Source organism: Exiguobacterium oxidotolerans JCM 12280, assembly GCF_000702625.1.
Lineage (GTDB): Bacteria > Bacillota > Bacilli > Exiguobacteriales > Exiguobacteriaceae > Exiguobacterium_A > Exiguobacterium_A oxidotolerans.
The window spans coordinates 2,847,546-2,868,713 of sequence record NZ_JNIS01000001.1 but is presented as its reverse complement, the minus strand read 5'-3'; the positions used below and the strand labels follow the sequence as shown (position 1 = coordinate 2,868,713).

At 49.8% G+C, this 21,168-nt stretch carries 22 protein-coding genes and 1 riboswitch; of the genes, 2 read left to right on the top strand and 20 right to left on the bottom strand.

Features of this window, described 5'->3' with window-relative positions:
• Positions 1–59: 59 nt before the first annotated feature.
• From P403_RS0114620 to P403_RS0114570, 11 genes are all read right to left on the bottom strand, one after another.
• Positions 60–851 (bottom strand): AAC(3) family N-acetyltransferase, encoded by a 792-nt coding sequence (locus P403_RS0114620; RefSeq protein ID WP_029333437.1) that lies wholly within the window; start codon positions 849–851, stop codon positions 60–62.
• 12 nt (positions 852–863) lie between these two features.
• Positions 864–3,875 (bottom strand): AAA family ATPase, encoded by a 3,012-nt coding sequence (locus tag P403_RS0114615; protein WP_029333436.1) that lies wholly within the window; start codon positions 3,873–3,875, stop codon positions 864–866.
• Positions 3,857–4,978 carry an exonuclease SbcCD subunit D gene (locus P403_RS0114610; protein ID WP_029333435.1) on the bottom strand — a complete coding sequence of 374 codons (1,122 nt, stop codon included), beginning with the start codon at positions 4,976–4,978 and terminating at the stop codon, positions 3,857–3,859. Before P403_RS0114610 ends, P403_RS0114615 begins: the two co-directional genes overlap by 19 nt.
• A gap of 179 nt (positions 4,979–5,157) precedes the next feature.
• Positions 5,158–5,520 (bottom strand): hypothetical protein, encoded by a 363-nt coding sequence (locus tag P403_RS0114605; protein WP_029333434.1) that lies wholly within the window; start codon positions 5,518–5,520, stop codon positions 5,158–5,160.
• A gap of 126 nt (positions 5,521–5,646) precedes the next feature.
• Positions 5,647–6,657: a ThiF family adenylyltransferase gene (locus tag P403_RS0114600; RefSeq protein ID WP_029333433.1), complete on the bottom strand. Its 1,011-nt coding sequence runs from the start codon at positions 6,655–6,657 to the stop codon at positions 5,647–5,649.
• Entirely contained in the window at positions 6,654–7,418 is a 765-nt protein-coding gene (locus tag P403_RS0114595; RefSeq protein ID WP_029333432.1) for a thiazole synthase, read from the bottom strand. Before P403_RS0114595 ends, P403_RS0114600 begins: the two co-directional genes overlap by 4 nt.
• A 2-nt stretch (positions 7,419–7,420) precedes the next feature.
• Positions 7,421–7,624 (bottom strand): sulfur carrier protein ThiS, encoded by a 204-nt coding sequence (gene thiS / locus P403_RS0114590; RefSeq protein WP_029333431.1) that lies wholly within the window; start codon positions 7,622–7,624, stop codon positions 7,421–7,423.
• Positions 7,608–8,612, bottom strand: coding sequence for an NAD(P)/FAD-dependent oxidoreductase (locus P403_RS0114585; RefSeq protein WP_051667425.1), 1,005 nt, complete (start codon positions 8,610–8,612; stop codon positions 7,608–7,610). Before P403_RS0114585 ends, thiS begins: the two co-directional genes overlap by 17 nt.
• Positions 8,609–9,199, bottom strand: a complete 591-nt coding sequence (locus tag P403_RS0114580) for a thiamine phosphate synthase (RefSeq protein ID WP_029333429.1) — start codon at positions 9,197–9,199, stop codon at positions 8,609–8,611. Before P403_RS0114580 ends, P403_RS0114585 begins: the two co-directional genes overlap by 4 nt.
• An 89-nt stretch (positions 9,200–9,288) precedes the next feature.
• Positions 9,289–9,391: riboswitch (TPP riboswitch) on the bottom strand.
• A 66-nt stretch (positions 9,392–9,457) separates the two neighbouring features.
• Complete coding sequence (nagZ, locus tag P403_RS0114575; protein WP_029333428.1) at positions 9,458–10,690, bottom strand: beta-N-acetylhexosaminidase; 1,233 nt, start codon at positions 10,688–10,690, stop codon at positions 9,458–9,460.
• Positions 10,687–11,112: an OsmC family protein gene (locus P403_RS0114570; RefSeq protein WP_029333427.1), complete on the bottom strand. Its 426-nt coding sequence runs from the start codon at positions 11,110–11,112 to the stop codon at positions 10,687–10,689. Before P403_RS0114570 ends, nagZ begins: the two co-directional genes overlap by 4 nt.
• Positions 11,113–11,317: 205 nt before the next feature.
• Between P403_RS0114570 and P403_RS0114565 the strand changes: the two genes are divergently transcribed.
• Positions 11,318–12,505 (top strand): MFS transporter, encoded by a 1,188-nt coding sequence (locus tag P403_RS0114565; RefSeq protein ID WP_029333426.1) that lies wholly within the window; start codon positions 11,318–11,320, stop codon positions 12,503–12,505.
• Between the two features lie 218 nt (positions 12,506–12,723).
• Positions 12,724–13,221: a C40 family peptidase gene (locus P403_RS0114560; RefSeq protein WP_029333425.1), complete on the top strand. Its 498-nt coding sequence runs from the start codon at positions 12,724–12,726 to the stop codon at positions 13,219–13,221.
• Positions 13,222–13,326: 105 nt separating this feature from the next.
• Here the strand turns inward: P403_RS0114560 and P403_RS0114555 are convergent, their stop codons facing one another.
• The 9 genes from P403_RS0114555 to P403_RS0114515 form a co-directional block, all read right to left on the bottom strand.
• Positions 13,327–14,415, bottom strand: a complete 1,089-nt coding sequence (locus P403_RS0114555) for a hypothetical protein (RefSeq protein WP_029333424.1) — start codon at positions 14,413–14,415, stop codon at positions 13,327–13,329.
• A 10-nt stretch (positions 14,416–14,425) separates the two neighbouring features.
• On the bottom strand, positions 14,426–15,238 hold the full coding sequence (locus P403_RS0114550; RefSeq protein WP_029333423.1) for a hypothetical protein: 813 nt from the start codon (positions 15,236–15,238) through the stop codon (positions 14,426–14,428).
• On the bottom strand, positions 15,235–15,915 hold the full coding sequence (locus P403_RS0114545; RefSeq protein WP_029333421.1) for an ATP-binding cassette domain-containing protein: 681 nt from the start codon (positions 15,913–15,915) through the stop codon (positions 15,235–15,237). The genes P403_RS0114550 and P403_RS0114545 overlap by 4 nt, the downstream gene beginning before the upstream one ends.
• A complete protein-coding gene (locus tag P403_RS0114540; RefSeq protein WP_029333419.1) occupies positions 15,908–16,288 on the bottom strand; it encodes a GntR family transcriptional regulator in 381 nt (126 codons plus the stop codon). The genes P403_RS0114545 and P403_RS0114540 overlap by 8 nt, the downstream gene beginning before the upstream one ends.
• Positions 16,289–16,502: 214 nt before the next feature.
• Positions 16,503–16,793 (bottom strand): hypothetical protein, encoded by a 291-nt coding sequence (locus tag P403_RS0114535; protein WP_029333417.1) that lies wholly within the window; start codon positions 16,791–16,793, stop codon positions 16,503–16,505.
• Positions 16,794–17,013: 220 nt separating this feature from the next.
• On the bottom strand, positions 17,014–19,023 hold the full coding sequence (locus P403_RS0114530; RefSeq protein WP_029333412.1) for a catalase: 2,010 nt from the start codon (positions 19,021–19,023) through the stop codon (positions 17,014–17,016).
• A 63-nt stretch (positions 19,024–19,086) separates the two neighbouring features.
• Positions 19,087–19,275 (bottom strand): hypothetical protein, encoded by a 189-nt coding sequence (locus tag P403_RS0114525; protein ID WP_029333410.1) that lies wholly within the window; start codon positions 19,273–19,275, stop codon positions 19,087–19,089.
• 13 nt (positions 19,276–19,288) lie between these two features.
• Positions 19,289–20,164 (bottom strand): SDR family oxidoreductase, encoded by an 876-nt coding sequence (locus tag P403_RS0114520; protein WP_029333409.1) that lies wholly within the window; start codon positions 20,162–20,164, stop codon positions 19,289–19,291.
• A gap of 495 nt (positions 20,165–20,659) precedes the next feature.
• Entirely contained in the window at positions 20,660–21,124 is a 465-nt protein-coding gene (locus P403_RS0114515) for an NUDIX hydrolase (RefSeq protein ID WP_051667423.1), read from the bottom strand.
• Positions 21,125–21,168: the final 44 nt, after the last annotated feature.

The following is a 21,168-nucleotide window of genomic DNA, read 5'->3' as shown; positions in this document are numbered from 1 at the left end:
CTTGCTTTCACTCCTTTTAATTTCTCTGTGTCTTATTACGAATCGTTCCTGAAAAAGTTTCAGCTTAACCAGCTATTTAAAGCACTCAGCTGGAACATGACGACGGGAATCGATTCCTTAGTGGAGACGAGGTGTGATGTCGCACCCCCGATTTTTCCGCTCGTGACGAACGATTCGTCCGTGAACCCTTCGCCAATCGGACCGAATGGGTCACTATCAATCAAGCGGTGCCAATAGTGAACGAATACTTCGTCATCGCCTTGTTTGATTTTACACCCGCTCTCGATGTCCGGACGCTCAATCCCGTATTCGGCATAATGCCAGACCGTCGTCGAATCCCACGGTGAGCCGATATGTAGAATCTGACCGTCCGCCTCGATGAACCGTTCAATCGGTGAGCCGGGACCGAATCCGTTCTCGAGCGTGTGGTCCGCGACGAACTCGGCCGCATCTTTCCCCCAGGCTGCGACCGACCACATCGGGTGGTCGCTGCGCTCGACGTCCGGAAACGTCCGGAACAATTCCGGCACTTTGCCGACGCTCCGCGTCGGCGTCTTCCGTTTATCATACGCCGGCATTTCTTGACGGACCGTCTCCCACCACTCTTCCGGTACGGCAGGACGACTCCAGTTTTTCGGGTCCGAGTTATCGGTACTTTGTGTCGCCATCATGATCAAGCCTGTCTCGGTGACGACTTCCTGGACGGCTTCGATGACAGTTTGTGCCCCGCCCGGAACCCAGCCGATCTGTTTCATCGCACTGTGCACGAACACTTTCATCCCCGGTTCGACCCCGAGCTGTTTCAGGTCGCGGATTAAATCCGACTTCGTTACCATTTGATTGACTTCCATTTGTCTCACTCCTTATTCAACGACAAGCTGTATCGTCGAGCCTGTTTTTCCTTGCGTGACTTCGATTTTGGCATCGACCCGTGACTTCAGTTCCTGGACGTGGCTGATGATCCCGACCATCCGTCCGCTCGCTTGAATCGACAGTAACGTCTCGATCGCTTGTTCGAGCGACTCGGGGTCGAGTGTTCCGAATCCTTCATCGATGAACATCGTCTCAAGGGAAACGCCGCCACTCGCTTCTTGGACGACTTCCGACAGACCAAGCGCCAGCGCAAGCGACGCTTTAAAGCTTTCGCCCCCGGACAATGTTTTGACATGCCGCGTTTGTGACGTATAGGCATCAAAGACATTCAGGTCGAGTCCGTATTTCTTTAGACCTTTCCCGGCTTCCGTCTTCCGTTCAAGCTGGAAGCGACCTGATGTCATCTCCGTTAGGTGGCGGTTTGCCGCCTGGAGAATTTCATCGAAGTACGCCGTCTGGACGTAGGTTTCGAACGTCATCCGTTGCGCATTTTCACCGACGCCGACCCGTGCCAGCTCCCCGATGATCCCGTACCGGGCGTCCTCGACTTCAATCGTTTGTTGGAGCGTCGCCCAGGCATCAATCAGCTGTTTGACATGGATGTGTTCCTTCTCGGCACCGACACGTTGGTCTATTGCTTCCGCCAAGCGTCCTTCCGCTGTTTCGACGAGCGTCCGTAACTGCGCAAGATCCGGTCGCGCTGCGGCATTGATTTGTTGCTTCAAGCGTTCGAGTCCTGTCGCAACTTCCTGGCGCTTGACACGATCCGCTTCAAGCATTGCTGCGAGTTGTTGCATCTCCTGCCGGGACAAACGGGCCTGTTCGAACTGTTCTAATGTCTCAAAATGCTCTTCCGACAAGGCCTGTTCCAAGTCAGCCTTCGCCTGCGTCCGCGCTGCCGCATGCGTCGTCGCCTCTTCAGTAATGTTTTGAAGGCGTCCCTGTCGTTCTGCGACTTCCCGATTGAGTTGATTTTTTTGTTGATCGACCGTCGCTCGGTCGGTTTCATATTGTGTCTGTTTCGCCTGCAGTGTCTGTTGTTCCTGTTCGAGAACTGTTTTCGACGCCGACGGCCCGCCTGCTTTCGTCAGCAATGCCTCGAGTCGGGCAAGCTCAAGTTCAAGTTTTCCTTGTGACGCGAGTTGCTGATCGATTTGACTTGTCAGTGTCTCGAGTTCTGTTTCGAGCGTCCGCAAGCGTTGTTCGAGCTGACGTTTTTTGTCTTGTTGCTGTTTTTGTTCGGCTTCTGCTGCGACGAGACGGTTGATTTCTGAACGAATCAAATCGAGTTCTGTCGGCAGCGTCTGTTCTTGCCCGAGTGTCATGATATCGCGTTCGAGTTGTTGCTTCCGCTCCGCAAGCGTCCGATACGTCGCCTGTAATTCCTGATGGGCCGTCTGCGCTTTTAAGTACAGCTGATGCAATGCTTCGACGTCATCCAGTTGTGTCTTCACCGCTGGTTCCGGGTGCTCACGGCTCCCGCAAACGGGACACGCTTCCCCATCGTGCAGATGTTCAGCAAGCTCGGACGCGAGTTGCATCCGTTCTTTGCGCCGTCCTTCCGCATAGGCCGTTTCCGCCGCTTCCTTCTCTTTCCGGACACGGGTCCCGCGTTCAATCAATTGTTCGCGTTCCGTTTCACTCCGTTGCCATTCGAGCCGCTTTTGTTCGAGAGTCTGAAGACTGAAGCGCCGTTCTTGTAACGTCAGTTGCGTGTCCGAGACGTCAGCCAGTGCCGCAAGTTCTGCTTGGATGCGGGTCCGTTCGGCACGTTTGGTCTCACGCTCTGTCAGCAATGCTTGCGGGTTCAGGCGTGCGACGTCCCCCGCCAATTTTTTTTGTTTTTGTTGCAGGTGTTCCTGTTCGCGCAGTTGCTTCAATTCCGTCTCGATTTGGTCGATCCGTCGGGCTCCGTCGCGGATTTCTTGTTCGCGACTCGCTAACTGTTCCGCTTGTCCGGTGATTTGGTCGAGACGTCCTTGCAACGTCGTCAGTTCTGTCGTCAATTGTGTTTGCGCCGTCTCGAGGCGGACGACCGTCTGTTGCTCTGACAAGAAGGCATCGTATCGTCCCGTGATGGCCGCGGCACGTGTCGCAATCTCATACCGGTTCGCTTGTCGCGTGATGTCGGGTAACGTCACGGCGAGTTCTTGCTCGAGTCGCGACAGCCGTTCATGTTCGACGAAGGCATGTTCGAGTTGTTCCGCCTGGCGGAAGCGTTCACTGACCTGATTGACGTCTTGACGTGCCTGCTGTTCGACTGTTTTTGCGGCAGTGATCGTTTCATCGAGCGACGCTAGCAATTCATCCGTCACGCTCCGGATCGTCGTCTCGTTTTGATTGACCCAATCGACTTCTAATGGCAATTCCTCCAGTTTTGCGAGCTGTTTCGTTTTTGTCTCCTTGATTGCGGCTGCAAGATCGAGTGCTTTCCGGTGCAAGCGTTGCTGGAACTCACCGTACTGCTCCGTCTTGAACAATTGCTTCAGGATTTGCAGTTTGTCTTTTGACTCCGCCATCAATAGCTCCCGGAATTTATTTTGCGGCAACAGCAAAATTTGCGAAAACTGTTTATGGTCAAGCTGCAACAGACTTTGCACCCGTTGCTTGACTTCGGGAATTTTAATGGCGAGCGGTTGCCACGCCGTCCCGTCGAACCGTGCCAGTTCTGCCTCGTGCGCATAGTCCGTTTTATTGACGGGATGCGGTTGGCTCGGTTGGCGAATCACACGATAGCGTTCACCTTTCAGTAAAAATTCCAGTTCGACTTCCGTTTTGACATCCGGGCGCGCGAAATGACTCCGTAAATCCGTCATCTCCCGTTCGCCGCCTGACGTCTCCCCGTAAAGGGCAAACGTCAAGGCATCAAAAATCGTCGTTTTGCCGGCTCCCGTATTACCGGAAATGACGAACATCGTCCGTCCGGCGAGTGCCGTGAAATCAATCGTCTGTTCTTCTGCGAACGGGCCGAACGCCCGTAAGGTCAATCGTTCTGGCCGCATGTCGCTTCCTCCTCTAAGACGGTCTGCATCGCATCCGTCGGTCGTTTTTCCCGGACTGCTTCATAAAACTCACTGAATAAATCGGTTAGCGTCGCCGTCTTGACCTGGTCGCGCGATGCTTGGACGGAGCGTGTGCTCTCACGGGTAAAACCGGTCCGCTCTAGATGCAGGATGTTCGGATAAACTTTTTTCAGCTTACCCATCGGATCAATCAACGCTTCCGCGTCCGTCAAGTTGATTTTGATGTAGTCGTCCGTCGATTGTGTCGCGACGAACGTCGGATCCATCAGCTCGGCGAGCGTTCCCGTCACCTCCCGTAAATCGCGTTTCGGGGCAATCGGCTCAAAGCGACGTTCAAACGTTCCTGCGTCATTGAGCGTCAGGATATCAACGCCTTTGACGTGACTCGCTTCCGAAAACGAATACTTTAAAAGTGATCCACTGTACCGGATCGTCTCGGAACGGATCGCGAGCGGGTTATGTAGGTGACCGAGTGCCGTGTAAGTGAACGGCGCAAACGTACTGGCACTGATTTGCCCTGCCGTCCCGACCGACAGTTGACGCTCCGAGTCGGTCTCAAGTCCACCGATGACGAAAGCATGACCGACGAGGACGCTCGGTCCTGTAATTGTTAAGGGTTCGATGATTTTTCGCATCGCTTCGTCATGATTCCGAATCGTGTCGTCCTGATAGACGTAACGGACGATCGCCGGATCTGCGAACGGGACCGGATAAAACTTGACGCCTTTAATCTCGATTGGTTCAATCACCGGTGTTAATTTACCAGCGAGATGCAGACCTGACCGTTCGAGCAAGGTCGTCGCGAAACTGAGCCGTTCCGCCGAATCGTGGTTACCGCTGATCGCGATGACCGGAATCCCGCGGTCGAGGACGATGTCCGCGAGTGTCGCGTCGAGCAGTTCGACCGCCTCGGTCGGTGGGACGGCGCGATCATATAAGTCGCCCGCAATGACCACCGCGTCCGGACGTTCCCGGTCGAGTAATGCTAAAAATGCTTCGAGCGCGGCCCGTTGATTGTCAATCATCGATTCGCCGTGAACGATCTTGCCTAAATGCCAATCCGCTGTATGAATCCATTTCATCTTTCCTCACCCTCACTTTACTAATATATTAAGTCCAGTTTAACACGTCTTAAACGGCAATGACGACTCTCGTCCGCGCATACGCTTCGATCCGGCATGCGTCTGCAATCAAAAAAAAGACAGTAAAGACCGGACGCGACCGGACCTTACTATCCTTTACATTCCATGCATTCATTTCCTTAATGTTTGTGCCGCAACCGCTTGACAGAAGTGATGATGGAGACGGACCCTCCGATGATAGCACCGACTACAATTCCTGTCGTGAATTTTGAGCTACGATGTTTGTTCGGTATATGGGCTGTTTGTTGTTGCTCGAAAATTTGGGCAAGAGGGGACGCGTCTGGTTCAACTTCGATCAGATGATTGGCATGTGCTTCAACATCTTCCCGTCGTTCGACGCTACAAGGTGACAGATAGAACGGATTTAAGTTTGTCCGGTACCGATCTGGATTCCAATTCGCCTGCTGAACCGGTTCAGCTGTCTGTTCTGTCCGCTTCGTCTGGTCCGATGATTGGACCATTTTATCGAATTCTTGTTTCATCCTAATCACTCCTCTTCGCTTTCAGTCTACCTAAAACGCCATTTTATGTCTTGAAGTCTTATTTACCTCTTTTCCAAACATCTAAAACATATATTTTGAATGTTAGTTTGATTTATTTGTGACTTTTTAACCGAAAAAGGCGTGATAGAGCTGTTTCGCACGGACGAGTTCCTGTTCCCCATGAATCAGGACACGCCCGTCACGAAAGGCGACGAATCGATGCGTCTTTGTCTTAAAACTGAGCAAGTACGGATTTTTCGCGACGATACTGACGACCGGGCTCAGATTCTGTTCAAGACGTTCTAAGTCACGTGATTCATCTCCACGGACCTGGACGGCGTCACGTCCACACAATGTTGTAAACTGCACCGGCATGTGCGTCAAATACGGATAGGTCCGGTTCTCGCCGCAGGACGGGCATGATGCCTTCTTTAAAGACGCGACATTGATCCGGCTCTGTTCATTCGTCCAGACGTCGAACGCGAGCAATTCCTGCCGTAACGCGTCCGTCGCACCGACGAGGAGTTTCAAGGCTTCCGTGACTTGATAAGCGGCGACGAGTTGAATCGCCGGACCAATCACACCCGCCGTCTCGCACGTCGCTTGCCCGCGCGGTAAATGTTCGAGCAGACAATGCAGACACGGGGTCTCGTCCGGGAGGACCGTATAGGTCATGCCGTAACTCCCGACGCACCCTCCGTAAATCCACGGAATCTTGTGTTGCGCCGCCACATCATTAATCAGCATCCGGATATCGAAGTGATCGGTTGCGTCAAGAATCAAATCGACACCTGAGATCAATTGCGGTAATTCGTAACGCGTGACATCGGTGACATGGGCTATAATCTCGACTTCCTGATTGATGGCATTTAAGCGGCGCTCCGCCGCGATCGCTTTCGGGACATGCTGTGCGGCATCGTCCTCTGTATAAAGATGCTGGCGTTGAAGATTGCTCCACTCGACGTAATCACGGTCGACGATCGTCAGCTTGCCGATTCCGGCCCGGACGAGTTGTTCGGCACTTGCCGTTCCGAGTGCGCCCATGCCGATGATGAGGACATGTTTTTTTGTCAGCTCATCCTGTCCCGCCTGACCGATCGGACGAAACCGGGTTTGCCGTGAATAACGATCCGTCATCGACTCATCCCTGTCTCGGGACTACTCGCCGTCGCGTACCGTTTCTTTTCGATCCGTCCCGCTTCAAAGCCAAGTCGCCCCGCTTCGACGGCAAGCTTCATCGCTCGCGCCATCTTGACCGGGTCGTTCGCATGGGCGACAGCCGAATTAAGTAAGACGGCGTCTGCGCCGAGTTCCATTGCGTAGGCGACATCGGTCGGTGAACCGATTCCTGCATCGACGATGACCGGGACCGTCATCTGTTCGATGATGAAGCTTAAGGCCAGTGGATTTAGAATTCCTTGTCCGGATCCGATTGGGGACGCGGCAGGCATGATGGCGTGACACCCGAGTTCTTCCAGTCTTCGTGCCAACAACAAATCGTCTGACGTGTACGGTAAGACGGTGAATCCTTCTTTTAATAATTCTTCCGATGCCCGCAACGTTTCGATCGGGTCCGGTAACAGCGTTTTATCACAACCGATGACTTCAACTTTGACCATGTCGCACAGTCCGGACGCGCGGGCAAGTTTTGCCAGCCGAACCGCTTCTTCCGCTGTCTTCGCCCCCGCCGTGTTCGGTAATAAATGATACTGACTCAAATCAAGCGCCTCTAAAAAGTTCGGTTGACTCGCTTCGAAGATATCCATCCGGCGCACGGAAAAAGTCAGGATGTCTGCTCCCGATGCCTCGACTGCTTGCTGCTGTGTCGTCACGTCGGGGTATTTGCCCGTTCCGAGTAATAACCGCGACTGAAATGTCGTTTGACCAATCGTTAACATGATTAACCGCCTCCTACGAAGTGAACGATTTCAAAAGAATCGCCTGTTTGAATGGGTGTGTTTTGGTATGCTGTCCGCTCGACAATCTGTCGATTCTGTTCGATGATGACCATTTTTTCCGTCAAATTGAGATGATGAATCAATCCGTCGATTGTCGAAATCGATCCGTCAAGCGTATACGGTTGACCATTAATGGTGAGTTGCATTCGTGTTCCTCCTCGATTCATGTAATGAAAACGGACGAAGCTCATATTTCGTCGCGATGCCCGTTACCTCGTCTGCCAGGATGGACGCCGTGATTGGGGCGAGTAATATCCCGTGCCGATGATGCCCGGTCGCGACGAATAGGTGCCCGACTCCCGGGACCTGCCCGAGATAAGGCAATCCGTCCGCTGTTTGTGGACGAATCCCGGACCAGATGTCCACGATTTCCGCTTCTCTGATTGCCGGGAATAGTCGCGCCGCCGCCTGCAGGAGATGTTCAATCCCGCTGACGCTGACCGATGTCGTCTCGTCACCGATCCGTTCCGTCGCCCCGATGATGATCCGTCCGTCAAACTTCGGGACGAGGTAGACGTCGTCGCTAAACAACGTCTCGGTCAAGACATGTCCCGGAAGCCGGACGGCAAGGCATTCGCCTTTGACCGGGACCGTCGCGATCTCGATACCACTCGTCGCGAGTAACGCTTCCGCCCCCCGACCGCTTGCGACCACGACGTTCCTCGCTTCGCGCTTACCGTTACTCGTCGCAACGCCGACGACGGTCGCCCCTGCCCGGAGCAGTCCCGTGACCGTCGTCTGTTCTTCAATCACACCGCCGCGTCCGATAATTGCCTGACGGAGCGAACGCGTCAACTGGACGGGATCAATTTGACCGACGGATGCAAATTGAATTTCCTCGTGCCCCCGGATCAACCGAAAGGGATTTTCTTTATAGCCACTATCAATGCCGGTCTCATTAAACAGCTCACGGACGAGGTCGGGATAAAGCTGTCGACTCGCTGCCGCCAGTTGATGTAAGGCAGGCATCAGTTCATGATCCGTCGCAAGCATGCCGGCTGCCGCCCGCGTCGCTCCTTCGCCACACCGGCTTTGCTCAAGCACGCGTACCGGCTGTCCTCGTTTGAGCAATTCGTAGGCGAGCATCAAACCGATTACGCCTGCACCGATGATTAAAGTCTCTGTTGCTTTCATTGATCAAGCACCTCGCGATACGACCGGGCTGTTTCGACCGGATTTGCCTGACCGAGAATCCCTGACATCACAGCGATGCCAGCAACGCCGGTCGCGAGGACACCCGCGACATTCTCCGGCTGAATCCCACCGATCGCGATGACGGGGACTTTTGAAAACGTGACGATTTGCGCGAGTGCCGCGAGTCCGCGCGGGGCGACGTCCTGTTTTGACGCCGTCGCAAAGACATGACCATACATGACGAAGTCGCTGCCCGTCTCAAGCGCTTCCGTCAATGAGTGGATTGATCGGCCGATCTGTAGCTCGCCGAATTGACGGCGCACGACGGCAACGGGAATACTACGCGACGTCAACTGGACACTTGCCTTCGTCACGAGGGCGACATCGAGCCGGTCATGGACGATTAGTTTTTCACGTGGAACACCGGCACATACTAGCGCCTCGATCAATTGGACGAGTCGGTCCGCCGACCAACCCGGTTCCCGGATATGAATCTTGTCGGCGTACGGCGAAACAGCCGGCAAGACTTCTAGAAGATGTGTCAGCTCTTTTGTCCCGGTCGTCACAATATGTAACTTCGGACGCATACCTTCTCCTCCTTGCTACACAAAAAGGACCACCCCATGAACATGATGGAGTGGTCCGAAGAATGTCTAGGTAAGACCTGAGACAGGATGATAATCAGAAGCCACTTCCCTCCGCTAGTACGAACTAGATCAGGTTCAAAGGGTCCGGATATTTCCGTCTCAGTCTGCTGCGAGACTCCCCTAGTGTAGAACTATTTAGTGTTGGTTGGTTCATTCGTAGTCTACCATGACCACTCGCTTGATTTCTAGTCTGACTTGTCAGTTCAGCGTATCCTTGATCGTTTTGACCTGTTCCGTCAATTGTTCACGCGTTGGAATCAGCTTCGTGTCTGCTAAATCATACGCTTGTTTCAGACGTAAGACACGTGTCACCTTCGCGTCGAGGTCAGCCCGTGATAACGACTTGTCTTTGATCCCCTGCATAATTGCCGCATGGACATCCGCGTAAGCACCGGCTTGCGAGAACATCGCCATGTCGGCACCACGTTCTAGCGCCAGTCGCGCAGCTTGGGCGAGACCATATTGTTTCGTGATTGCACCCATTACGAGGTCGTCCGTCACGATGACGCCATCAAACTTCAACTCGTCACGCAATAGCTGTTGCATGACCGGCTCCGATAACGACGACGGATTGTTCGCATCGAGCGCCGGGAATAAAATATGTGCGACCATCACCATCTCCGCTCCAGCATCGATGGCCGCTTTGAACGGGACGAGTTCCAGTTGCTCGAGTTGCGCTTTCGTCTTCGTCACGGTCGGTAAGCCGACATGCGAGTCGACGGTCGTATCGCCGTGTCCGGGAAAATGTTTGACGACCGGAACGACGTCTTCCGACTTGATTCCTTCCATTAAGGGAATACCGAGTCGCGCGACGTCATCCGGCTCAGCACTGACTGCCCGGTCACCGATGATCGGGTTCGCCGGATTGCTGTTGACATCAAGAACCGGGGCAAAATCCATATTAAATCCATAAAACCGTGACATCGCACCAAGCGCCTGTCCGGTTTCTAACATCAATGCCGGATCGTTTTTCTGACCGAGCGTCAGACTCGGAGGTAAATGAAACGTTTGATCCGGGACACGACTGACACGTCCTCCTTCTTCATCGAAGCCGAGGAAAGCGAGCGCTTCGTCGTCTTGTGCGTTCTTGATTGCTGCCGTCAAGGTTTTCAGTTGGGCGTCTGACGTGATATTGCCTCCGAGTAACAGGACACCGCCCATCGCGTGATCGTTTAACAGACGGCGGTCCGCGTCCGATAACGTCGTCCCGCTGATCCCGATGTATAACAATTGATCGACCTTCTCAGCAGTCGAGAGTTTTTCGAGCTGACGTTTGATATCTTGCTCCGCCTGTTCAGCAGCCGTCGGTTCGTCAGCGACCGGCTGTTGCTGACTCGTCTTCGGTTCCGGTTTCGTCTTCGGTTCTGTTGCTGGTTCACTCGCACATGCCGTCAAAAAGCATGCCGTTAAAAGCAGGTAAATCGGTTTCAAAGCGGTTCCTCGTTTCGGACGCCATTGATTGAATAATAGACTTCAATTTCAGCATTCAGCGATTTCGAGACAGAACAGTATTTATCTTTTGATAACGAGACGGCACGGCGGACTTTATCGTCCGGCAAGTCGCCTTCGAGACGATAATGAATCGAAATCGTCGTAAAGCGGCGCGGGTGTTCCGTCGCCCGTTCTCCCTCAATGTCCATCTCAAACGAGGTTAACGGTAAACGCATTTTTTCTAAAATGGAGACGATGTCCATCCCCGTACAGCCGGCGACTGCGTGCAACAACAACTCGGTTGGTCGTGGTGCGCCGTTCTCCCCGTTATTTTCAGGTGCTGCATCCATTGCCAGTTGGTGTCCGGACTCCGTCATGCCACTAAAGCCCATCTTGTGATTCCACGTAATCGTCGCTTGCATTTTTCTCACTACCTTTCGATTTTTAGTTTGGTCCGGTTCGCTCTCCTTCATTATAGCGTAGTCTTGCCTGAAGAAAATTGACATGCTATTCAAAATAGTACTTCTTTTCCGTTTCCATCCGATTCCCGTTCACCTGACACACGAATCATGCTATTCTGAAAAACGATAGTTTCGCGCCGCTTGGCGCTAGAATTGAGGAATTGATATGTCATCTACTACCCGTTTACGTAAAACGGACTGGCTTTTAATCGCCACCCTCTCCCTGCTGACGTTCGTCTTAGGCACAAGCGAATTCGTCATCGTCGGGATTTTATCAGAAATCGCTTCGGCCCTCGGGATTACGATCGCGAAAGCCGGGACACTCGTCTCCGCCTTTGCGATTGCCTTCGCGATCGGGACACCGGTCACGATGTCGATCACGGGGCGGTTCGAACGTCGCAAATTGATGCTCAGCCTGATCTTTGTTTGGGTCGTCTTGAACTTTTGCAGCAGCATCGCCGACACCTACTCGCTTCTGCTCGCCACACGGATCGTCACCGCCGTCCTGACCGGTGTCTTGATTTCGCTGGCGATGGTCGTCGCGAGTGACAGTGTTCCGATTGCGAAACGCGGTGTCGCCGTGTCGTTCATCTTCGGCGGCTTTACGCTCGCGAACGTCTTCGGTGTTCCGATCGGCACGTTCATCGGGCAACACGCCGGTTTTGAAGCGACGTTTTGGCTGACGACCGGTCTCGGGTTGCTAGCATTTCTTGCCGTCTTCAAAGTCGTCCCACGGCAACAGGCGACGGCGACAAGTTCGGTTAAGGATCAACTGCGCCTGCTCGCAAATCCGCGCATCATGATCGCTTTCTTCATCCCGTCGTTCGGTTTTGGTGCGACCTATGTCGTCTACACGTACCTCGTGCCGATTCTCGAACTTGAACTTGAGCTGCCGCGGGGCTGGATCAGTCCGATCCTCCTCGCGTACGGCGTCGTCTCGATTTTCAGTAACATTCTCGCCGGGAAGATCGCCAGTCATAATCCAATCGGCCGGTTACGGTTCGTGTTCGTCGTGCAAGCCATCGTCTTAGCAGCCCTATATGTCACAACGTCTTCCGTCACGCTCGGACTGATCAACATCGCCTTGATGTCACTGATGTCGATTTTATTGACGACGTCGACACAAATCTATTTGATCGACTTGGCGGAAAAGTTCAATCCGGAAGCGAAAGGACTGGCTGCGTCCTTGATGCCGGTCGCAAGTAACGTCGGGATTGCCTTCGGCTCCGCGCTCGGTGGACTCGTGTATGCGAGCGGACCGATGATGAATACGGCGCTCGTCGGCGGACTAGTCGCTTTGCTTGCCGCGTTGTTGACTGCGATTAGCTTCCGACTCGACCGACGCGTATCATAAACGAACTGGAACGAAAAGATTCTCACTTCACTTGTTTCCTCGGACACAATGTGAAGGGAATCTTTTTTTGTCCCTTCTATCGTCAAAAAAGCCATCCTCTCAGCCCGAACCTTACAAGACTGTTAGGGAAATGTTGCCAACTTGTTGCTTTATCTGTAAATCTACATGATAGGCTGAAGTTAGCTGTTCACCCTAACTTAGTTAAAGGAGTTTTTTTCATGAAACCGTATTATGCCATCCCACTGACTGCCTTACTCGTAACGGCTTCCGTCAGTCCAGTCGTTGCGTATGCCGCAACACCAACAAAAGTCGAGACGAAAAAACCGTTGTCCGAAAAAGCACTCGCGAAAAAGAAACTTGCGATTGCAAAACTCGCCACGTCACTGATTGGGACACCGTATAAAGAAGGCGGCACGACGACAAAAGGATTTGATGCTTCAGGCTTCACGCAATACGTCTATCAAAAAAGCGGTTTGATGCTTGAGCGGACGGTTGCGAAGCAAGCACTGATGCCATTGAAGACCGTCAAACTGAAAAAAGCGATGCCGGGTGACTTATTGTTCGTCCAGGCGAAAAAAGCGAAGACGCCGAACTTCGTCGGCATTTATACGAGTAAAAATACGTTTGTTGCCGTGACGACGAAGAAAGTCGAAGCCCAGGACCTGACATGGAGCTATTACACAAAACAGGACATCCTCATTAAATCGTACCAATGACAAAAAACGCGCGGCGGACTCTGAAATGAAGTCAGCCGCGCGTTTTCACTTACTTTTCGAACTCTAAAATTGTTTGTTGCAACAGGTTTTCAGCCTTAATCACAATTATTTTATTACGAGTTCATTTAATATTATGTTTTTCCCCTTTAATCGATCTTTGATATTGCCTTCATAAATTACGTTTCCCGACAACGGATCAATCACTTGGACGTTAAAGATGCCGGTCCCTGTATTTACCCCCGTGTAGATTACTCCGTTTTCTAGTCGGAAATATGTACTTGACCCGTCAGCACCCTGCCATTTGTTAAAATCATTTGATTGATGAGTCACCTTCCTACTACTGATATCATATACAATCCACTTGAAGTTTTCCTGATCAACATCATCTATAAGCGCAACAAGTTTTTTTCCATCCTCGATGAGTTCAGATTGATACAGATCGATTGAATCTAGTGCAGTCAGAGATTGAACCGTTTTTCCATCACTGATGTACGTGTTTCGTTTAGTCGCGTCTAATCCATTGATATCTCCTTCTGTCTGATAAACGATTTTCTCACCGTTAATCCCAAGAACATTGAAGTACTCATTTGATGTCTTCGGTAAATCGACTGTTCGAATCGTATCTGCTTTTAAGTCGAACTTAAAGAAATGATTTCCTACACTCGTTGGATCTTCATCTACGACATAAACGTACAGGCTGTCACCAGAACGTTGGAACGGATTGAATTGCACTTCCCCTTTGTACTTGATTCCAGCTGGTGCTGATACTGTTTTTTTAAAGAGGCGTTGTTTTTTTTGATTAAAATATTGTAGTTCCCATCGTCCCTCTTTCTGCAGACGCATCGCATAGACAATACCATCTTGCTCTAACGTATTAACCGAATTAGGTGCAATAAAGCGTCGGAACGCAAGGGGAGCATCGACGGTGTCAAAAGGATTTTTGAAGAGTTGGTCCACAAAATCATGTGTTGTTTTTTGCACACGACCATCCAGCGTGACCTCATAATCCATTGGCTTTAGACCACGATCTAAGATTTCAGCGTGGATGGACTGGACTGCTTGTTGTTTTGGATCACCTTTGACCGTCTCGATTACAAATTCTGATTCATCCATCGAATGAATGAACCATCCGTAAATGCCGATCGTCAAGAAACTGACGACAGTCAGAATGAGTACAAATTTAAAATTTCGCATGGTTTCCTCCTTATACTGTGATTTTCCATTTTAACAAACGCAAACTTCTCCAAATTGTATAAATAAAATACAACGTAAATACTGACAGAACGATTGCTCCGAATTCTTCTTGAAGCAACCCGTCAATCATTTCTAAGCTATACTGCATACTAATTGAAATAACTATAAAGGCAACTAGTTCAATGATGATGAACAGCATCCCTTTTGATTTCCCGTATGACCGTTCAAGCAGAACGAACAGGAACAAGAAGCTGACGATGAACAGCGATAAGACGACCAGCACAAGTAAATCGACTAAGTTCATCATGTACAATTTATTAAGGCTCCTTGAAAGACCGAGCGTAGAAGACTCCCTGTACCCACCTTTAATTAACCAGTTGAAGATCACATGACTGAGTTGAATCACCGTCCACTGTAAACCAAGGAAACTGACAATCACGAGTACGAGTGAAGTAAATTTTGCGAAAAAGATTTTTGCGCGACTACCTGGTAATAGTAATAACCGATATATGTATTTGGATTCACCTAACCAATCCCGGTACCAGATTTGAATCGCATACAGCAACACAAACGCAACTCCAATCATAATGATATAACTGAAATAAGAACTGGCTTGTTCAAACGATAATTTCCCGATTTCTTGAATCGCTTCGACTTCAGACAGTTTTGCACTCTTCATGTAACTTTGAACTTGGCGTTCATGGTAAATGATTCGTCCGACAACAATTAAGATTTCGATACTCGCAATCGCAAGAATGAACGATACGATGATTTTCCAGCTTCGTTTTAACTCTTCATTCGTCAGCATCAGATATTGTTTCATCGTTGATAAACCTCCCGCATGCGGTCTTGGACCGATTTTCCGTACATTTCCCGCATTTCTTCTGTATCGTGTTCATCGATAATCCGACCATCCTGTAAAAAGACGACCCGATCAATCAAATGTTCGACTTCGACGATTTCATGCGTCGTCATCAAGATTGCACGTCCTTCCATGAAATGACTCGAAAATAGCCAGGCAATTTGTTCTTTCGTAAATAAATCAATTCCTGCGAAAGGTTCGTCAAGCAACAAATAGGGACGATCTAGTGCAAAACCGAGCACCAAACTGAACTTCGCCTGATTTCCTTTTGACAGTTCTAAAATCCGGTCGGTCGATAACAGCTTCAACAGCCCCATTAATTCTTCCGCGACCTTCGGATTCCAGTCCGGATAATAATCACTCATGTAAAGCAAAGCATCTCCAATCGTCATGTAAGAAGGCATCGTTTGAAGATCGGGAACAAAAGCAATTTTTTCGCGCGAGACTTCACCGTCGACCAGCACTGTTCCGGCGTCGATCGGCACAAGGCCCATGATTGCTTTTAAAATCGTCGATTTCCCTTCCCCGTTCAAACCAATCAGGCAGGTGATACTGTCCGGGCGAACTGAAAAGGAAACCCCTTCTAAGATCGGTTTCTTACGACCATATCGTTTCTTTAATCCATGGACTTCAAGCATCAATTTTCCTCCGTTCCGTTGATTGATAGACGGTTTCGACTTTTGTAACGACTTCGCCGAGCGGTATCTGAATCGCTTGGACCGCCTCGATGAATTGTGCGACTGCTTCGTCCAACATCTCCGTCCGGACTTTTTTTACAATGTTTTGATCCATCGTGATTTTACTCGGTACATTCCGTTCTGTCGTAATCAATTGCTGGTCCTCCATTTCTTTGTATGCTTTTTGAGCCGTATTCGGATTTATTCCAAGTTGCGCAGCGGTTTCCCGACGCGATGGAATTTCTTGCCCGCATTTTAAGTCTTCTGTCGCGATTCGTTCCTTAAACCAACGGACGACTTGAAGATACACCGGGCTTCTTTGGTCAAATTGCACGTGCCCTCGACCACCTTTCACCGTTCGTTGTATTAAAACAGTAATACACTTTCTCTCTGTATCATATCGATAGTACAGTTGACTGTCAATCATTTCCCATCTATTGATTTTATTTCTTTTTGACCAGCCTTCTAGAATTGTTAGTCTCAATTATCTATCGACATAAAAAAAGGTGCTGCCGATTTCATTTCTGAGTCGGCATCACCTTTTTTACTTACTTTTCGAACTCTAAAATCGTCTGTTGCATCGGAACACCTGACATCGAAACGGTCCGTTCAACGAACAGATAACGTTTCCCGCTTACTAAAAAACGGCGGTTTCCTAAGTACTCGACCTGTTTTCCATCCTGCTTTAATTTCTGCTCGATCGCTTTGACATGTTCATCAAGCGTATAAAAACGATCGTCAAACGTCATCGTGATATTTTTCTTTTTAAAGCCGAGTAAGTAACTGAAGAAAAACCAAAATGCTGCTCCGACGGCAATGATCCCCAAAATGATTTCCATTTGAACTTCCCCCTTTGTTTAACCTATTCTACGGATACCTACCTAAAAAGTTCCTGTTTTTTTGATTATTTTGTCATTTATCAGGATGTAAACAAATTTTATGAAGAGTAAAGATTCAGCAGTGTAAAAAGGGCTTTTATTTACATATTGATTAGAGTCATACGTTATTTTAACGACGTCAAAAGGACCTCCCGTCAACGCTGGAGGTCCTTGACTATTCTTATTTCCGGTCCCAAAAACGTGCTTGGGCGATGCCTTCGATGAACGAATCAAAATGATCCAAGTTATGTTCTTTGAATAAGAAGACACCCGGTTGATCCGTTTCAACACGGCACTTATCGAGTACTGAGTCATCATGGAGATGTAACGCCAGCGGTTTAGCATGTTTATACGTGTTCTCGATAAATTCGAGCACGTCGTCCGCTACTTTTGAAGATGCGCTAATTAAGAATGCGGCGTCAAACAAACTTGAATCGACCGTATCATACGTTTCTTTTACTTTCATTTCACCTAGTGTATAGGCTTTTTTACCAACGAGGCTGTAATTGATGTTATGCTCCGCTAGTTTTTCGACCCACGCCTTCACCTGATTTGCATCCACGTCCCCTGCAAGCAACAGAGCAACACTGCGCGTATCCGTTTTTCGAATCGTATGTTCCATACTGAGGGCATCTGAGCGTTTCTCTGATTGAACCCCTTCATCCGTCGTCGGTACCGCAACGTCAATGTTCTCCGCAACCTCTTTCGCGAGGGCATGGTCGATATGATTCAGCAGATCGACGGCATTCGCTTTGACGACATCAGATTCACACTTTCCGAGCTCGAAGCTGTAGGCATCACGAATGTGTTGTTGTTCAACAGCAGTCATGCTGTTGTAAAAGAGCTTCGCCTGTGAATAAAAGTCGAGGAAACTTTCACTCCGGCCACGTACTTTATGGCCGTCGACTTTTTCCTGGTAATGTTCAAAACCGCCTTCTTCGACCGGGACAGGCTCAGGCTGATTTTCATTCAAACCATTTTTGTGATAGCTCGTCTGTCCTTTATGGACCGCCATCTGATGCATGCCGTCCCGCTGATTGTTATGGTACGGACAAACCGGCTGATTGATCGGAATTTGATGGAAGTTCGGTCCTCCGAGTCGGGACAACTGTGTGTCCGTATATGAGAATAACCGCCCTTGTAACAACGGATCATTCGAAAAATCAATTCCCGGAACGATGTGTCCTGGGTGGAACGCTACTTGTTCTGTTTCCGCAAAGAAATTGTCGACATTTCGGTTCAATGTCATTTTACCGACGAGTCGGACCGGTACTTCTTCTTCCGGCCATAGTTTCGTTGGATCGAGAATATCAAAATCAAACTTAAACTCATCCTCTTCCGCAATCAATTGCAGTCCGAGCTCCCACTCCGGGAAATCCCCTTTATCGATTGCTTCATATAAATCAACGCGGTGGAAATCAGGATTTTTACCAAGTGCTTTTTGTGCTTCATCCCAGACTTGCGAATGAACACCAAGTTTTGGTTTCCAGTGGAACTTAACGAAGTGTGCCTTCCCTTGTGCGTTGACGAGTCGGAATGTATGGACGCCGAACCCTTCCATCATCCGAAGGCTCCGTGGAATTCCACGGTCACTCATCGCCCACATGACCGTATGTGCAGTCTCATGATTTTGACCGATGAAATCCCAAAACGTATCATGCGCGCTTGCGCCTTGCGGAACTTCCGTATGTGGCTCCGGTTTGACGGCATGGACGAAATCAGGAAACTTGATGGCATCTTGAATGAAGAATACCGGAATGTTATTCCCGACTAAATCGTAGTTGCCTTCACCCGTATAAAACTTCGTCGAGAAACCGCGGACATCACGGACCGTATCTCCTGAACCGCGTGACCCTTGGACCGTCGAAAAACGGACGAAGACCGGTGTCGTTTTCGAGGGATCGTTCAAAAAGCCCGCTTTCGTAATCTCAGCTAGCGGTTCGTATACCTGAAATTCACCATGTGCCCCGACACCTCTAGCGTGGACGATTCGTTCTGGAATCCGTTCATGGTCAAAGTGTGTCATCTTCTCTCTAAAGTGGAAGTCTTCAATCAATGTCGGTCCCCGTAGTCCTGCCTTTAGCGAAAATTCATCTTCCGCCATTTTCAACCCTTGATTCGTCGTCAGTCCCGCTTTTTTCGTGTTATCGATTTGGTGCGCCTTCATTTGTTCTTCTTTTTTATTCGTCATACTGTTACCTCCCCATAAGTAAATGCAATCGGTGTCAATCAGCTAGTTAGGTCATCGCTGCCATCAATACGGTGTCGGATCTTCTTGTGGTGCATCCGGTATTTCTGTCGGTTCCGGGAACGTGTCCGGTTCCGGTTGACGAATTGGATCTTCTTGCGGGGTGTCCGGAATCTCCGACGGTGGTGTTCCCGGCACTTCGTTCGGTTCGTGATTCGGTTCGTGTTCCGGTACTTCGTTCGGATTCTTCTTCATAAAAAAGACCTCCTTATGATGTGATGTAATCGCCGCCATTGATATGGATTGTTTGCCCCGTGACGTAACTTGAGTCGCGTGATGCGAGATAGACATAAGCCGGAGCATTTTCTGAAGGTTGTCCCCGACGCTTCAGTAACGTGTCTTCCCCATGTGCTTCGACCTTCTCTTTAGAGAACGTCGCCGGAATTAACGGTGTCCAAATCGGACCCGGTGCGACGGCATTGACACGAATGCCTTTTTCCACGAGGCTCGATGCAAGCGAACGTGTTAACGTCGTAATCGCCCCTTTTGTCGCCGAATAATCGATTAACGTCGGTGCCCCGCGATAAGCCGTCACGGACGACGTATTGATGATTGTATCTTCTTCTTTAAGATGCGGTACGGCAGCCTGCGTCAAATAAAACATCGAGAAGATGTTCGTTTCGAACGTCTCCTGCAACTGCTCCGGTGTGATGTCTAAAAAATCATCTTGCGGAAATTGTTTTCCTGCGTTGTTGACGAGAATATTCAGTTGACCGAATTCCTCAAGTACCTGATCAATGATTGGTTTTGCATTTTCCGGACGGCTGACGTCTTTCGCAAATGCAAGGGCCTTAACTCCGTACCCTTCGATTAACTGCTTCGTTTTTTCCGCGTCCTGTCCTTCATTTAAGTAAACGATCGCGACATTTGCACCTTCTTTTGCGTAAGCGATCGCGACGGCGCGACCAATCCCGCTGTCACCGCCAGTGATGAGCGCGACTTTCCCTTTCAGCTTCCCGGAGCCGACATACTCGGGATCGTCATAAATCGGTTCCGGATTCATTTCCGATTCGATTCCTGGTTGATGATCTTGTGTTTGCCCTTTTGCTTCTTCATGCATGTCCCTCAGTTGCTTTTCGCGCATCTTACTCATCCCCTCTACTTTGATAATTGACTTCCTTAGTTAACATTCCCTTGCGATATATGAATAAACGTCATTCCACAAAAAAATCCCCTTCAAAAAGGGGATACTGACTACAGACAAACTCTTATGAAACATGAATAGGCTATAACGAGAGGCAATCCGTTCGCGCTGCCTTGTTTCGCCTCGTCTTCAAAACGGCAATCGGTTCTAAGCGATTTGAGACGGGTTGCGCGCTAAACCGTCTGCATGCTAGATTTCTGTCACGGTATTACCTAAAAAGCGTCATGTTTCGTTGACTCCTACGGGAAAAGTGCGTTTTTAACGCGACTTGCCAGAGGCAGGCAAGACCCTGCTCGTTGGCCGTGAGGATCAAGGAGCAACGGCTTGCGCCTCGCCCGAGGAAAGCAACGAAACATGACGCTCAATCTCCCAATCGCACGTTGTCTACAGCCAGAATCCCCTTCAAAAAGGGGATACAAGTCTTACTCCAGGAACTCATTCTTTTATTAGACGGTCCCACTCACCTGTCTTGAGCATCGTTTTTAGCTGTAGGGGATAGAATTCAATGGATGGCAATTGGTCGATCGGGACGAACCGGTAAATCAGTTCCTCGCCCTCGACACCGTAAAAATCTTCCGTCGTCACATTGATCTCATCCAACAACTCGACTTCGTAATAAAAACCTACTTCATGAAAAGCGACGTCTTCATATGTAAAGAAATTTTCGTGGACGCACAAAAAACGTTTAACTTGTGCTTCTAATCCTAATTCTTCTTTGATTTCGCGGACAACCGCTGTCTCCCCGCTCTCCATCAGTTGAATCCGTCCTCCGGCTAAGGCCCAAAAATCATCTCGAATATTCCGATGGATTAAGAGGCACCCTTCCTTGACGATCACGGCAGCCGCCCGATGATTGAATCGTTGCTTATCAAATTTAAAGTTAATATCCAACTGTTTCACACTCCTTTGTTATGTTTCGATACAATATCACAATTTCCCATAAT